Raw genomic sequence first — 15,355 nt, 5'->3', positions numbered from 1 at the left:
TGAAACGATGCTCTCTCTACAACAGGAGGGCATCGTTTTTTTGTACCTTGACATGAAACGGGTTCCAACCATTAGAGTGAAAATAAACCTGCTAGGTGGATAGAAAAAATCTTGATGATGAAAGCAAATAGTTCATGTTCTGGCGAAATAGTATATGTTCATATGAAATTTTAAAGATAATATAGAGAGTAGATTAATAATAACGGATAGAAGAAAACGTTTTAGAATATATTTTATAATCAAGGAGACGTCTTTATGAGAATTGTTAAATCTGTACCTGCGAATATTGAACATCTGCTAGATCGCTATGAGAAAAATGGTCATCTGACCATGCAAGCTTCGCTAATGGGAAAACAGTCGGTAGTCTATCGTTTACAAGAATACTGCCTTAAGGTGTATACACCTCGTGGAAAAGTGGATGGAGAATTGGAGTGTGAGGCGCTCTTGTCATTGCAAAACAACCCTCATGTTCCTGAATTGTATGCGTACGCTTCTGGGAATTTTGTGCTTACAGAATGGATTGAAGGATTCAATCTGAGCGAGCATCGAGCAACGTACGGACACATACCGCACAATCTGATATATGATCTGTTTTCAACAGAACTTCAACAGATTCAGGCAGGTTATCGTGATTGGGATGTCATTCGATATGAAAATTTGTTATGGACTGCAACAGGGGAGGTCAAGCGAACTGATTTTTGGCTATGTGAACCTGTCAGTTGTATGCGGTTGCGGGAGCGATTACAACATAATATCATTCGGAAAATTGAGCGGATTTACAGCGGCGATGAAACTGATCTGGAGGAGGTCGTGCATTATTTTGATCGACACGGTCTTACGACCACGGAGGTCCAAGAGGCCTTAGCACATTTCAGATCGCATACACCGAGAATGGCCTTAGCACAATAACGATTTTAACGAAATAAAAACCCTAACGATTACCCGAATCGTTAGGGTTTTATGTTGAAAAAATGGTATTGCTTTTTTAACGTTTCCTTGTACTGCTTATTCAATGTTGGTTCAGGGAGTCTATTTCTTGACCAGTTCCAATATTTCATTGGCAACAAGATCCGGGTGATATTGATGAATATAATGCTCGGTATCCTTAACAGTTACATGTTTGGAGTGTTCCGACCAGGATGTAAATTCAGCCTGCGTTTTATCCCATTCTGGTTCACTTGCTCCGAAGTAATCTGCGGTCAGTATGGTAAGCGGAAACGGGAAGGGCTTTTTGTTATCAACGACAACTTTGGCATTGGCAGACATTTCACGTAACTCATCCACCGTGTTCGCATTCCCATAGTTGTGCAACAGCGCAGTGGTATCCAATTTCTTCAGATTATCGGGCACAAGTTTCAGCTCATTACGATTGGCATTGGAGGCTTCCACAACAGCGTCAGACTGTAAACTCAAACGAAGCAAACCGGTTTTGATCCGGAATTGGTTCATGAAGCCACCAATCACACTTGCCGTATCGCTAGTGTCATTGGCGTAATGTTCTGGACTTCCACCATCAATCATGACAATACCTTGTACTTCATCCGGATATTTTTGCGCAAACCGGAGCGTTTCCAACGAGCCGAGGGAGTGCCCCACCAGAACGTATGGCGGTTTTTGCCCAGATACCTCTAATAACTCGTGCAATTCATCGGCCACAGTATCGACATCACGTTTTTTGTCGGTCCTATCGCTATAACCGTATCCAAAGCGATCATATACAGCGAATTTTGTATTGGGAGCGAGCTTTTCATATAATGGATAATAATCCACATAGGGATTAGCAGTACCCCAGCCGGAGGCAAGTACTACAGTTACATCACCTTCTCCACCAGTGTATAAATGCATATTGTCACCATGTACCTTGTACAGCTTTCCAGGAGGGACAAGTATTTTTGCGTCCTCTCTCGCACCCACTTGTTGGTAGATGAGACCGGTACTCAGGAGCAATAGAACGATCACGAGGTCAAATATCAAAAATTTAACGAATCTCTTGCGCCACTTTTTCATGTTCTCTCACATACTCTCTGTTGTATTTTCTCTATCATATATGCCCAATCTTATTGGAGAGAAAACAGAGTCTTAATTCCACCTTAATTATTTTTTTTAATAGTTATTAGTGATATAGTCCTGTGGAGATGCTCGTCGGTGGGCTTTAAATCTTCGACGTTCAACCTCTTCAAGGCAAATTGATTATAAACGAGCAATGATTTAATATAAAGGCTAATATTACTCCTGTTTTACTCAAGATTGAATTATTGCTTGAATGACTGATTATAGAGAACAGAAGGTATGAATAATGACAAAATACGAAAATCAGGTACCGACATCGGCAAGTATGAGCTTCAGCTCCCTTGTGAGCATGTTGAAAGATTCCATGCGGAGAAGTATAGAGCGAAGACCTGCGGGTGATATTCCTGTGGAGAAATATGAACCAGCGGAATCGCTGCATGTATCCGATCATCCACAGGTGACATGGTTCGGTCATTCCGCATTTTTGCTTGAGATTGAAGGACACAGATTGCTCTTTGATCCGATGCTGGGCAACCGTCCATCTCCTGTATCCTGGGCGGGTACGAAACGATACAGCACTAACCTGCCGATTCAACCCGAGGACTTTCCAGCCTTGGATGCAATCATTATATCGCATGACCACTATGATCATCTGGACTATTCCTCCATCCGCAGATTGAAAAATAAAACACAGCGATTTATCGTCCCCCTTGGCGTGCGTCGAAGACTGATTCAACTGGGTGTGCCCTCGGAACAGATTACCGAACATAACTGGTGGGATGAGCTATCCTTCAAAGGTTTGACATTAGCCTGCACGCCGGCGCGACATTTCTCGGGCAGGGGGTTGTTGGACCGCAATTCGACACTATGGTGTTCGTGGGTTATTGCTGGACAAGAAACGAAGGTTTTCTTTAGCGGCGACAGCGGATACGGTCCTCATTTTAAGGAGATCGGCAGTAAGTATGGACCCTTTGACCTGACCCTGATGGAATGTGGACAATATGATGAGCGTTGGTCCAACATTCATATGATGCCGGAAGAAACGGTACAGGCACACTTGGATGTAAGGGGAGGGCTGCTCATTCCGATTCATTGGGCCGCATTTACGCTTGCTTATCATGCCTGGAACGAGCCGGTTGAACGGATCACCAAGGCTGCACATGCCTTGAATGTCTCCATTGCAACGCCCAAAATCGGTGAGAAGGTTGTACTGCATATGGGAGCTTACCCAAGCCAACCGTGGTGGAGATCAAACTAGGTAATTTGAAATAAATAAAATAGCGTCCAACTCATGAGAGGGGAGGACGCTTTTTCTCTTGCATTTATTTTAAAATGGATAAAGCGCTATAGATGAGCAAAACACCCATCACGATATTAAAAGGACGCTCATATTTCAATAAAAAGCTCTGAAATAACATACCGCATAACCCCCAAGTCATATTGGCACTAATGCCAATGATGGTTAGAAGCAACGAAAATGCGATCATATGAACATGAGAGTCTCCGAGAGGCATAACAAATACCGAGATGGCCGTAAGACCATACAGAATGACTTTGGGGTTGATGAATTGCAGGGTGAAGCCAAAGAGAAACGTAAAACGATTGACCTTAGGATCTTTGGCATTCACAGGTTTACTTCGCATAATTTTGATCCCCAAATAGATCATGTATACACACCCCAATATGTTCAGGACCGGTTTGATCCTAGGGATGTATTGATGCAGAATAAGGTTGAAATAACTGGACAGAAACATAATAAGCAGGCAGCCAGCTGCTACGCCGGCAATAAACGGAACAATTTTTTTGAATCCTTCGTTTCTTGCATGCGTCATGGCGATGATGTTGTTGGGACCCGGAGTGAATGAAGCCACAATTGCGTAAGTCAGTAACGGTAAGATATTCATAAGTCCTCCACATTTCATTCTTCTTGTATGTTATATTTAAATGGAATGTACGTTATAACGCACGTTCTTTATAATTGTACAATATGTACGCTATATAGCACAATATAATTTTTCAAACAGAGGTGACTTAATAATGAAAAACATTAATGTTGTTCTGGCACAGAATCTGAAGCAGCTCAGGGAACAAAGAAAGCTTAGTCTGGACAAGGTTGCCGAGATGTCGGGAATCAGCAAGACGATGCTTGGTCAGATTGAAAGGGGTGAATCCAACCCTACAATTGCGACAGTCTGGAAAATTGCAAACGGCCTGAAAATTTCTTTTACCGCCTTGATCCACGAGCCGAAGTCGGATACTACAGTTGTAACTGGCAGTGATATTCAAGCATTGATGGAGGATGAGGGGAAGATTCGCATTTATCCGCATTTTACCTTCGAAGAGGGGCGGCGTTTTGAAATGTACATGATGGAAATGGATGAAGAGTCTTCTTTGAATGCTGAACCGCATATAGAAGGGGCAGAGGAATTTATTACGGTTTTTGAAGGAGAAGTAACGATTCGGGTTGGGGAGGAGGATTATACGGTAAAACAAGGGGAGTCGATTCGTTTTCGCGCGGATAAGGCTCATGGCTATAAAAATTCGGGAGCCTCTGCGAATAAATTAAGCATGGTCATTCATTATTCAAAGTGAAATGAAATAAAACGCCAATACAACAGTCTGTGAATTCGACCGATAGATTGGCGTTTTTGTTATTTCAAATCAATTCCATGCGTAAGGCTTTGAATAAATTAAGGCTTTTCTTTTGCCAGACGCTGAATTTCTGTAGAGGTTAACGCTTTATCATATACTTTTACGTTATCCATTGAGCCTTTATAGAAAGGATCGGCTGTATAGCGGCTTTTGCCCAAATAAGCTTCCGTCACTTGCAGATCCTTCGGGTTAAACGTGATTTCCGTGCTGCTTGCTACAGCTTTTCCATTCACGTACAACGTGCCGGTATTTCCCTGAAGGGTAACAGCGACATGCATCCATTGATTGGAGGGCAGCGGTTCAGCAGCAATCAGGCTCTGATCCCGTCCCTGATTATGAATGGTGAATTGCAGAGCTCCGGTATGCTGAGCGGGAGTAAGGAACATATGTCGGGTCAGGCCATTTCCAAAGTCGAAAATTCGCTGCCAGGCTCCGCCGCCACTCCAGTTGACCCATGCACTAAAGGTAAAATCGTTCGTATCGGTAATGATTCCGGGCAGCTGGATGTAGCTGTCGGTTCCATTAAAAGCAGCAGCCTGATCCTTGCTGCTAATAGCAGAAGTCACCACATTAAAGGCTTGTCCATGATATTTATTTTTGCTGAAATCCTGTGCGATTTTGGCAAGTTTCTTTTGTTCAAAAGTATATTCTCCAAGCAAAGGACTAACCGCTTGATGTGGAATGATAACGTTAAACGATTTGGAGCTTACCGCACTACCTTTGCGAATCGTTGCCGTTAATGCCACCTTGGCATCTCCCTTACCCGTGCGAGGACGATTCACTACTCCGGTAGCGGACAGCGCAGAGGTGTTGGAGGATTTCCACGTAATCTCTGCATCACGAGTTCCCTTGATCGGGAGGGACAGGTTGAAGAATACGTTCCCTGTGTCGCCGATACTCAGATCCTTTTTCACCGCATTGACAATATCCTGATCCTTCATTGCAGCCATCTGACTTCCCCAGATTGCCACGCCAGAGGAGGAGAGAGCGCTAAAGGTCAGAACCGCCTTTTGGGAATCTGGCTCCCATTCATGCGTGAAGACACCTTTATACACAACATTATTCGATGTGATTTGCACCTGATTGTCTGCTTCAAGACTCCATGTTCCTGTCACCGCACCACTAATCTGCCCATCTGCTGTGAACTGAACAGTCTGTGAAGATTTGATCTCGGGCGTGATTTCCTTCCCGTGATTTACCCATTTGTACTGACCAGCAACCTCCTGGGTTGTCAGTTCGGCAGTGTTTTCTTCTAGTGCCGCATAGCGGTAAGGAGAAACGACAGGCCATCCTTCCGAGTTCATATGCATCTCATGTACGCGTACTTCATGCTCTTCTCCGCGTCCTGGAAAGCGGGAATGGAAGATCAGAAATTGTTTTCCCGTTTCAGCGTCAACATAAGCGGAGTTATGTCCTGGTGATACATAGCCGATACCTTGACCTGTGCCTGGGTCACCGATCTGTCTTTGAAACAGGAAGTTCCCCAGCAATTTGACGCCAAAAGGCTCGATCGAGCGGTCATCAAACAAGGGTTTGTCCTTGTCCGCCTTGACGTTGATCATATCGTTTCCTTCAGCATCGAGGAAAGGGCCGTCAGGTGTTTTGGAGCGAGCTACCCGAATATTATATCCCCCGTCAGCACCCAATCCGCCATAGGACAGATACAGATAATAATAGTCGGTTTCGGGACTATAGAGCATATAAGGTGCTTCAATTCGGCTGTGATTGCCTCCAGTCAGTTTTTTGCCATAACCCTGATTAGGGAGTGGTTTCCCCGTCGTTTCGTCCATCTCCAGGATGAAAATCCCCCCGGAATAGGAACCGTATACCATCCAGAGCTTGCCGTTTTTATCGAAAAATACATCGGGATCGACCACATTCGGATGTATGGTTGCATCATATATGGTGCCATCCTCACTGATCTCATCCCACATGCCGGATTTGAGCAGAATACCCTGATCCTTATAAGGCCCCTCAATGTTGTCTGCCACAGCAACGCCTAACGCTGAGCGGGGAGAGTCCCCTTTGCACGCATTATAGTACATATAGAATTTGCCATCCGCCAACTGGATGACATCTGCTGCCCATAACGTATCCGTCTGCGCCCATTGCAGGGCTTCAGCGAATTCCTTGGTTACATTAGGGACAACAGGGTTGTCATCCGTAACTCCGGATGCGACCGAATCCCAATTCATCAAATCCTTGGACTTTGCCACTTGAAGATGTGAACCAAAAATATAAAAGGTATCACCCACCTTAATAACGGAAGGGTCATGAACGGAAACATTCCTGAATGCTGGAACCGCATTTTCAATGGATGTGGAAACTTGCGGGCTGGAACTGATTGCCCCCGGACTGTCCGCGAATACGGAGACAGGAGCCAAAGCTGTTGTCGTAAGTAGTGCAGAGCTCAGTAAAGAAATGTGAAGTACGCTTACCCAATAACGTTTCATACGTTTCCCCTTTCCCAATACCTGAAATGAAAAATAACCCTATGCATTGCCATAAACGTTATTTGGTCGGGCAGCCCTCCTTTGGGTTCTCATCAATTATCAAGCGCTTTCATTTGATATATTATCAATCAATTTATATGTTTGTAAACCATAAATATCAGGGTTAGAGTGACTTTAAGATGGAAAGGGAGATAGGCAAAAGGTCGATGTATTCGAAATAATTCCTATCATACAAAGGATTTTTGTGATTTTGGGATTGAAATCTTTACGCGGAATAAGATACTATACGATTAGATCATGTGTTTATAAATTTATTAATCAATTTATATTTATACGAATTAAAGAAGACTTACCTACGATAATTTATGCTACATAGGAGGAATGAACATGACTACATTTCATAATCAACTAATTGCACACTACAAGTTTGAAGATGCAGCCGACATTGGCAAGGATAGTTCAGGGAACGGGCACGTTGGAGCTGCTGCAGGAGAGAAATCGCCCCACATTTCTGAAGTGAATGGCAGATGGGCGGTGACTTTTACCGGAGGATCGAACGGAACATCCTATTTGGAGCTGCCTTCGAATTTACTGCAAAATGTAAGCGACAACACTGGAGTGACGGTTGCAGCATGGGTCCATTTGGGCAAGGGATCAAATGTGTGGGAGCGGATTTTCGACTTCGGTAAAGGCGAGAAGGGTCCCTATTTATTTCTGACTCGTCAGATGCGAGGCACGTTATATGCAGGCGATGATCTGGTTGTAGACCCGGGACGCGGATTTGCCAGTGGGGAATGGATGCATATTGCTTTGTCCGTAGCTGGCAGTCAGGGCGGCACACGCAGCAGTGCGGGTCCCATTGTATATGTGAATGGTGAGAAGGTGGCTGACGGTTCCATCAGTCAGACATCCAGTGGCAATTATGCCAAGCTGCGCAAATGGTTTGATTCCTTCGTAGAGCCAGCGAATTATAGCCGCAATTATATTGGACGCTCTCAGTATGCGGCAGATGTGGACTTTGCAGGCTCGCTGTCCGATTTTCGGATTTATCAGGCCGCTCTGTCCATGGATGAAGTGATCGAAGTCATGTGCGAGTCCCTGACGGATGAAGAGATCGTGAAGCTGGCAGGAGATAAATATTTGTCTGCTCCAGCCCGGATTATTACCAAAGATGTGTCATTGCCTTTAGATTTACTGGGGGGCAAGGTAAACGTTCAATGGAACTCAAGTCAGCCAGAAGTTCTGTCAGCGAATGGAGCAGTTCAACCTCTGAGCTCAGCACAGGAGATTCGTTTGAACGCACTTTTAACCAAAGGTGGGAATACGCTGAACAAAAGTTTTGATGTGTCCGTTGTGCCAGAACATCTTCCGCCTTATACCGTTACAATCCATGGGGACCAGCATGTGGCGGATATTAGTGAAGTGATGTACGGCCTGTTCTACGAGGATATCAACAATGCAGCAGATGGGGGAATCTATGCGGAGTTAGTTCAGAACCGTTCGTTCGAATCCTTTGCATTCGATACGTACTCGCATGACTCTGGCGAATGTGGTTGTTCGACAGGCCGGAACCGTGATCCTTTGTTTGCCTGGTCAGGGGATACCGAGAAAATGATCGTACAGCATACCGATGGAATAAACACTCATCTTAACGTAGAAGACCCGGAAGTGAACGCTTATTATGTAACGGTTCAGACGGGTGCGACCATTCGAAATCGCGGATTCTCGGATTCCAATCAGCATTGTGCCATGTCCATCCAGAAAGGAGAGGCATATGATTTTACCGTCTGGGCCAAGGCAGTATCCGCGGGGACGATTACGATTCAATTGCAGGACGGTAACGGTGAAGCTATCAGTGATTCAGTTACGCTGCAAGTTGAGGGTGGTAACACATGGAAGAAGTACGGGATTGCCTATTCCGATACCCGCGTCCTTGTAGCCCATGCCGAAATCAGCGGCCATGCAAGTGGCAGCCATGTGTTGACTCATCCCAATTCTTCCCATAGCCCCCATTCGAAAGTGACCCTGACCGGGACGGAGACCGCGCTGGGGCAATTGGCACTTACCTTTGAAGGAGACATTTCCATCGACATGGTGTCGTTGATTCCGCAGAATGTATGGGGAGCCGATCCGAAAGAGCAGGGTGTATCCGCTTCAGCACATGCCAACTACACCGGGAATCCGAACTATCGACTCCGGAAAGATCTGGTTCAGGCCCTAGTCGATCTGCATCCGAAGTTTCTGCGTTTTCCGGGGGGATGTATTTCCGAAGGTTCGTTCATTTGGGACAATGTGTATGACTGGAAGGATTCGGTTGGAGCGGTGGAGCTCCGCAAAGAGAACTATAACGTCTGGGGTTACATGATGACGATGGGTCTCGGCTATATGGAGTATTTCCAACTGGCAGAAGATTTGAATGCTGCTCCGGTTCCGGTTATGGCCTGCGGCGTCCTGTGCCAGGCTCGTTCAGATTACGCACATCCGGCGGGTGGCGCTTTGAGGGATTATTATATCCGAAACTTTACAGATCTGATCGATTTCGCGCTCAGCACGGATATTGAACATAACGAATGGGCTGCCATCCGAAGCAGCATGGGACATCCTGAACCATTCGATCTGCGTTATCTTGGCGTGGGCAATGAGAACTGGGGAACCGAATTTTTTGCCAACTTTGAAGTCTTCAAGACGTCAATAGATGAGTATATGAAACGTAATTATCCTGATCATGAGCTTCATATCATATCGACAGTCGGCGCCCAGGCAGACGATGATGCGTACCAGCAGGGCTGGAAATTCCTGAGCGGCAATCTGACCGGATCAGCTCAGGTGGCTTTTGCAGATGGCAAAGAGGTCATCGAAGAGACGATCACTTGGTATGAGAATCAGGACAACTATATGGATACCATTGCGGATGAGCACTACTATCGCTCCAATGACTATTTGCTGAACAACGTGGATCGGTACAACTATTATGAGCGGGCTTATCATGAAGACGGCAGTATGGATTGGACAGAGACATCCAAGGTATTTGTGGGAGAATATGCATCCACGGACAAAAATACACTGGCAGGTGCGATCGCAGAAGCTGCGGTCATGACCGGCTTTGAAAATAATGCGGATGTTGTTCGCCTCGCTGCCTATGCGCCGCTGTTCAACAAAGTACTGACGGACGGCACCTATCGCTGGACGCCAGACTGCATCTGGTTTGATGATGAAACGGTGTGGTACACACCCAATTACTATGTGCAGCAGCTTTTTGCCAAGTATGTGGGTGAACAGGTGCTGGGCACTTCATTTTCAACGTACAGCAAGGGTCAACCGATAGCACTCATTCCACGTGGAGGCATCGAGATTGCGACAGGCAATGCCGACATTGTGGTGAAACGGATTACGGTCACATCGAACCAGGATGGCAGCGTGCTGTTTACAGAAGATTTCAGGGAGCGGACAGCGCTGAATGAGGCGTGGAATTGGATTCCGGGATCGGCAGGATACACGCTGGAGACGGGAAAAGGACTGATTTTGAAAGCCCAGTCAAGCGGACTGAATGGGTTATATCTACTGAATGATGAATGGTCGAATTATAAAGTGGAAGTCGAGGCGGAGCGCATAGCGGGTGAGGATGGCTTCACTATCGGTGTTGGATTGACGGATATATCACCTGAGAAAAAGGATGCCATCGAGTACGCAATTGGATATGGCGGCAATGCAACGGGAGTCAAAGTATTTAAACAAGGCGTAGAAGGATACACACTCGGTGATTATTCTTCCAGTTCCGCGGCGGGTAATCTCCGGGCAGCCAATTATGAACCGCTGGAGAACGATACGAATTATACGATTACGGTCAATTATGGTGGTGACACAGGGAAGAATCTGATCTGCTCGTATACCGATGGTCACACGACCAGCCGAATTCTGGATTACAAGCTGGAAGCGTACAACCGGGACGTATTTCACTCCGTTACGAGGGATGCGCAGCATGTGTATGTGAAGCTGGTGAACGCAGACGGGGTGGACAAAGCAACCCAAATTTGCCTTCAGAATCTGAGCGTTACCTCTGTTGCGAAATGGATAACACTTGGCGGAAATGAAGAATTGTTACATGTGCCTAATGTGAACCAGAAGAATGATGAGAAAATTGTTCCACAAGAACAAGTGATACATCTGCAGGAGGATTCGGTTGTTTTGCAGCTTCCTGCTCATTCGGTCAATGTACTGGTTATGGATGTCCAGAACTAATTATATAAGTTGAACCAGTATTTTTCACGCAAAGTCACTACGTGGTCAGAACCATCTTCCGATCGCTGTTATCCCCAGATTTTTTTGAATCCCTTATTTAAAAGGGGAAATCCGGTGATAAAGGCGAACGCTTCGCTTCTCCAGATTCCTTCTGACCTCTCCGTTATCGTGTAAATGTCTAGTACAAATTATATAGTTAATATCTCAATAATAACCTGATGCAGCCTTAGAACCGCGATACTCGCGGTTTTTTGGTGTTTCGGGAAGAGAGTCAACAAAAGATACCTAAAGTAAATAGCCTACACTATTGCCGATTCCTGACGGATTCTATAATGAATTTGAAGGAGGAGACAGCTTATGCGTTCCAACTACAAACAATTTATACGAAACGTGCCGCTTCATCTCATGATATTGCCTGGACTGATCATCATTATTGTATTCGGTTACATTCCGATGGCGGGACTCTCCATTGCCTTTCAGAATTTCTCTCCCATTGCCGGATTCAAAAATATGAACTGGGTCGGCCTGGACAATTTCAGATATCTGTTTGATCTGCCGGGGTTCGGACAGGTCGTATGGAATACCGTATTTATTTCCGTGATGAAGATTGTGTCCGGTTTGGTCATTCCGGTACTTGTGGCCCTGCTCCTGAACGAGGTGCGCAGAACAGGCTTTAAACGAACGATTCAGACGGTTATCTATATGCCGCATTTCTTCTCCTGGGTCATTTTGGCTGGAATCATTGTGGATGTATTATCCCCCAGTACCGGGATCGTCAATATGCTGCTTAAGGCGATAGGGGTTGAACCTGTTCAATTCCTGGCCAGTAACGAATGGTTTCCTTACATACTCGTCATTACGGACCAATGGAAAGAATTCGGATTTGGCACGATTATATATTTGGCCGCCCTGACAAACATTGATAAATCCCTGTACGAAGCATCTGTAATGGATGGAGCAGGAAGATGGAAGCAGACCTGGCATATTACGCTTCCTGGCATTCGTCCCATCGTGATTCTGATGGTTACACTGAGTCTGGGTAACGTGCTTAACGGTGGTTTTGACCAAGTGTTCAACCTCTACAATCCGCTCGTCTATGAATCCGGAGACATTCTGGATACGATGATTTATCGGATCGGTCTGCAGGATGCACAATATTCGGTCTCAACCGCATTAGGTCTCATTAAGTCAGTCGTTTCGTTTATCTTTATCGGGCTGGGTTATTTCCTCGCCTATCGATTAGCCAATTATCGGATTTTCTAGAAAGGAGGCAAGAACATGCATCACGCTTCGAGAGCCTATCGTTGGTTTCTGGGGATGAATTATGTCATCCTGACCCTTCTTGCCTTGCTGTGCCTGTTTCCCATTGTGAATATTCTGGCAATTTCTTTTAGCTCGAGTGATGCAGTCAAGGCGGGGAGTGTCACATTCTGGCCGGTGGACTTCACCTTGTCTTCGTATAAATACATTCTCGAAAATCAGCAGTTTCTAAATTCATTCGGTACAAGTCTTCTCCGTGTTGTACTCGGAGTTGCGACCAACCTGATTTTCACGATTCTTGTAGCCTATCCGCTTTCCAAAGAGGCAGCGAAGTTTCGTTCAAGAACGTTCTATGCGTGGATTTTTGTCTTTACCATGCTGTTCAGTGGTGGATTGATTCCGGGTTATCTAGTTGTTAAGGAAGCAGGTCTGTTGGATTCGATCTGGGCCCTGATTTTACCGGGAGCGGTTCCGATCTTTAATGTATTGCTTATGCTGAATTTCTTCCGGGGTTTGCCGAAGGAGCTGGAAGAGGCGGCTTGGATGGATGGAGCAGGCCATTTCCGCACACTATGCAGCATTTACCTTCCTATTTCATTGCCCAGTATTGCAACCATCACATTGTTTGCCATGGTGGGGCACTGGAACGCTTGGTTTGACGGCATGATCTATATGAAAAGTCCGGAAGGTTATCCACTAGCCACGTATCTGCAATCGATGCTCCAGCAAGTGACGATGATTCAGAGTGAGATGATGACCCTGGAGGATGCAACCCTGTTAAGTCAGGTGTCGGACAGAACGACCCAGGCGTCCCAAATCTTTTTGTCCGTTATACCCATTCTGCTCGTGTATCCGTTCCTGCAAAGGTATTTCGTTCATGGACTTGTTGTCGGTAGTGTAAAGGGATAAGATCGATGGAGGAAAACCAATGGGAGGAGCCGATTTCCGGCTCCTTTTTGCCGTTGAGGACAGGAGTGAAGGGGAAATGAGATTTGCAGTGGGTGGCTGGAAAAATGCATCCATCGTCGTCAAACTGATGATTGCCTTTGTGCTCGTCATTTTGCCCTTATATGGGATCAGCATTATGATCACGCATACCAGCTCCAAGCAAATGCAGACGGAAGTGGAGAAGGCGCATGAATCGAAGTTGTATTTCTACCACAATCATCTGCAATTTGAACTGGAGCGAATGAGTGGACTTGTTACCGAATTCTCGTTCGATGAAACGATGTCTACCCTAAGTACACGAGCTGCCATTATGAACAGATATGAAGTGACTTCCAGTCTCAATAATATCCACAACAAGCTGGGGCAGATCATGGTGACGAGTCCCTATATCAGCGATGTGGTATATTACGTTCCGGCTCTGCATAAACGGGTCAGCGCAGTGGACGGAATTCGCAATGTGGAGGATTCAGAATGGAAGGATCTGCTGGCAACTATGGGAAATCTGAATGGTGAGTTGTCTTATTCGGATAACAATCTTTATTTTCTCAAAAGCAATCCGTATAACATGAATCATGAGGAAGCGCCCAATTTTATATTAGGCATCCGCTTGTCTGCGGAAGAACTGAAGCACAGATTACAGCAGCTCGCGGAAACAGGAGGCAGTGATATTACACTGAGCTTCGGTGAGCAGCACCATGTGCTCATTTCTTCTTCGGATGAACCTGTATCGGCCGCACAATTGAAAAAGGTATCACCGGATTCAGCAGAATCCATGCAAGTGACGAGATTTCAATCCGATGCATATCTGTATTATTCGCTATATGATCCCGATCACTCGTTCACGCTGACAGCCAGCATCCCTAATGATGTGCTCCAAGCACCCCTGGAACAGTACAACCTATGGCTATGGACGTTGACGCTTATTTCCATTGTTATCATTATGATCTTCTCTTTTTCGATCTACAGGTCCATTCACAAGCCGTTATCTGTGCTCATTCGCGGGTTCAGAATGGCGGAGCAAGGTCAGACCAGTATTCATATTCCGCAATCCAGACGCGATGAATTCGGTTATTTATACTCTCGCTTCAACCACATGATAGAGCGCTTACATATTTTGATTGATGAAAATTATGTTGCCCGGATTCGAACCAGCGAGGCAGAACTCAAACATTTGCAGTCCCAGATTCAGCCTCATTTTCTATATAACAGTCTGTTCAGCATCAAGCAAATGGCCGAGGTCGAGAATGTTGAATTGATTCAGGAATTTACCGATTATTTGGGTCAATATTTCAGGTATATGTCCAGGGATTCTCATTCCGAGGTTTCGCTTGGTGAAGAAGTGGACCATGCCTTGGTCTATGCTTCCATTCAGAAAATCCGATTTGGCTCAAGAGTCCAACTGCAACTGGAGGAACTAAGCAGGGAGTATAGAGACATCACCATTCCCCGAGTCATTATTCAGCCGATTGTGGAGAACGTCTTCGAGCATGCCCTTGCCAAACGCAGTCAGGGCGGGATTCTGAAATTATCCTATCAAGTCGAACATGACAAGTTGTCCGTTCGGATAGAAGATGATGGCGATCAATTATCGGATGAAATCCTGAGCAGCCTGCAAGCATCCTTTCAAGAATCTGCGAATCAGAGACATGGGAATGAAGAGATTACGGGACTGATGAATGTGAATCAACGTTTAAGGATCAAGTTTGGGACGGGCTATGGCCTTAGTGCGCAGCGCAGTGCGTTGGGCGGTTTATGCATGATTTTAAATATTCCATGGAGACGGGAGTAATCGT

The 15,355-nt window shown here is 45.6% G+C and carries 10 protein-coding genes; 7 read left to right on the top strand and 3 right to left on the bottom strand.

Annotation, left to right across the window (positions count from 1 at the left end; translation table 11 throughout):
- Positions 1–255 precede the first annotated feature (255 nt).
- Entirely contained in the window at positions 256–909 is a 654-nt protein-coding gene (locus HW560_RS24495) for a serine/threonine-protein kinase (protein WP_179264988.1), read from the top strand.
- A 120-nt stretch (positions 910–1,029) separates the two neighbouring features.
- Here the strand turns inward: HW560_RS24495 and HW560_RS24490 are convergent, their stop codons facing one another.
- The gene (locus HW560_RS24490) at positions 1,030–2,007 is read right to left on the bottom strand and encodes an alpha/beta fold hydrolase (protein ID WP_090897240.1); all 978 of its coding nucleotides are present in this window, start codon (positions 2,005–2,007) and stop codon (positions 1,030–1,032) included.
- Positions 2,008–2,296: 289 nt separating this feature from the next.
- On the opposite strand from HW560_RS24490, the gene HW560_RS24485 reads away from it, so the two are divergent.
- Positions 2,297–3,268, top strand: coding sequence for an MBL fold metallo-hydrolase (locus HW560_RS24485; RefSeq protein WP_090897245.1), 972 nt, complete (start codon positions 2,297–2,299; stop codon positions 3,266–3,268).
- A gap of 64 nt (positions 3,269–3,332) precedes the next feature.
- On the opposite strand, the gene HW560_RS24480 is transcribed toward HW560_RS24485, so the two are convergent.
- The gene (locus HW560_RS24480) at positions 3,333–3,914 is read right to left on the bottom strand and encodes a LysE family transporter (protein ID WP_179264987.1); all 582 of its coding nucleotides are present in this window, start codon (positions 3,912–3,914) and stop codon (positions 3,333–3,335) included.
- Positions 3,915–4,047: 133 nt separating this feature from the next.
- Between HW560_RS24480 and HW560_RS24475 the strand changes: the two genes are divergently transcribed.
- Positions 4,048–4,602, top strand: a complete 555-nt coding sequence (locus tag HW560_RS24475; protein ID WP_076288336.1) for a helix-turn-helix domain-containing protein — start codon at positions 4,048–4,050, stop codon at positions 4,600–4,602.
- Positions 4,603–4,700: 98 nt separating this feature from the next.
- Here HW560_RS24475 and HW560_RS24470 read toward each other — a convergent pair whose 3' ends face one another.
- Positions 4,701–7,115 (bottom strand): arabinan endo-1,5-alpha-L-arabinosidase AbnB, encoded by a 2,415-nt coding sequence (locus HW560_RS24470; RefSeq protein ID WP_179264986.1) that lies wholly within the window; start codon positions 7,113–7,115, stop codon positions 4,701–4,703.
- 387 nt (positions 7,116–7,502) lie between these two features.
- On the opposite strand from HW560_RS24470, the gene HW560_RS24465 reads away from it, so the two are divergent.
- From HW560_RS24465 to HW560_RS24450, 4 genes are all read left to right on the top strand, one after another.
- Positions 7,503–11,354: an alpha-L-arabinofuranosidase C-terminal domain-containing protein gene (locus HW560_RS24465; RefSeq protein ID WP_179264985.1), complete on the top strand. Its 3,852-nt coding sequence runs from the start codon at positions 7,503–7,505 to the stop codon at positions 11,352–11,354.
- 357 nt (positions 11,355–11,711) lie between these two features.
- Complete coding sequence (locus HW560_RS24460; RefSeq protein ID WP_090897259.1) at positions 11,712–12,617, top strand: ABC transporter permease; 906 nt, start codon at positions 11,712–11,714, stop codon at positions 12,615–12,617.
- A gap of 15 nt (positions 12,618–12,632) precedes the next feature.
- Positions 12,633–13,523, top strand: a complete 891-nt coding sequence (locus HW560_RS24455) for a carbohydrate ABC transporter permease (protein ID WP_179264984.1) — start codon at positions 12,633–12,635, stop codon at positions 13,521–13,523.
- Between the two features lie 76 nt (positions 13,524–13,599).
- A complete protein-coding gene (locus tag HW560_RS24450; RefSeq protein WP_090902245.1) occupies positions 13,600–15,351 on the top strand; it encodes a sensor histidine kinase in 1,752 nt (583 codons plus the stop codon).
- Positions 15,352–15,355 lie beyond the last annotated feature (4 nt).

Origin of the sequence: Paenibacillus sp. E222 (genome assembly GCF_013401555.1) — a bacterium.
GTDB lineage: Bacteria > Bacillota > Bacilli > Paenibacillales > Paenibacillaceae > Paenibacillus.
The sequence above is the reverse complement of the archived record's forward strand: the minus strand, read 5'-3'. Positions and strand labels throughout refer to the sequence as shown.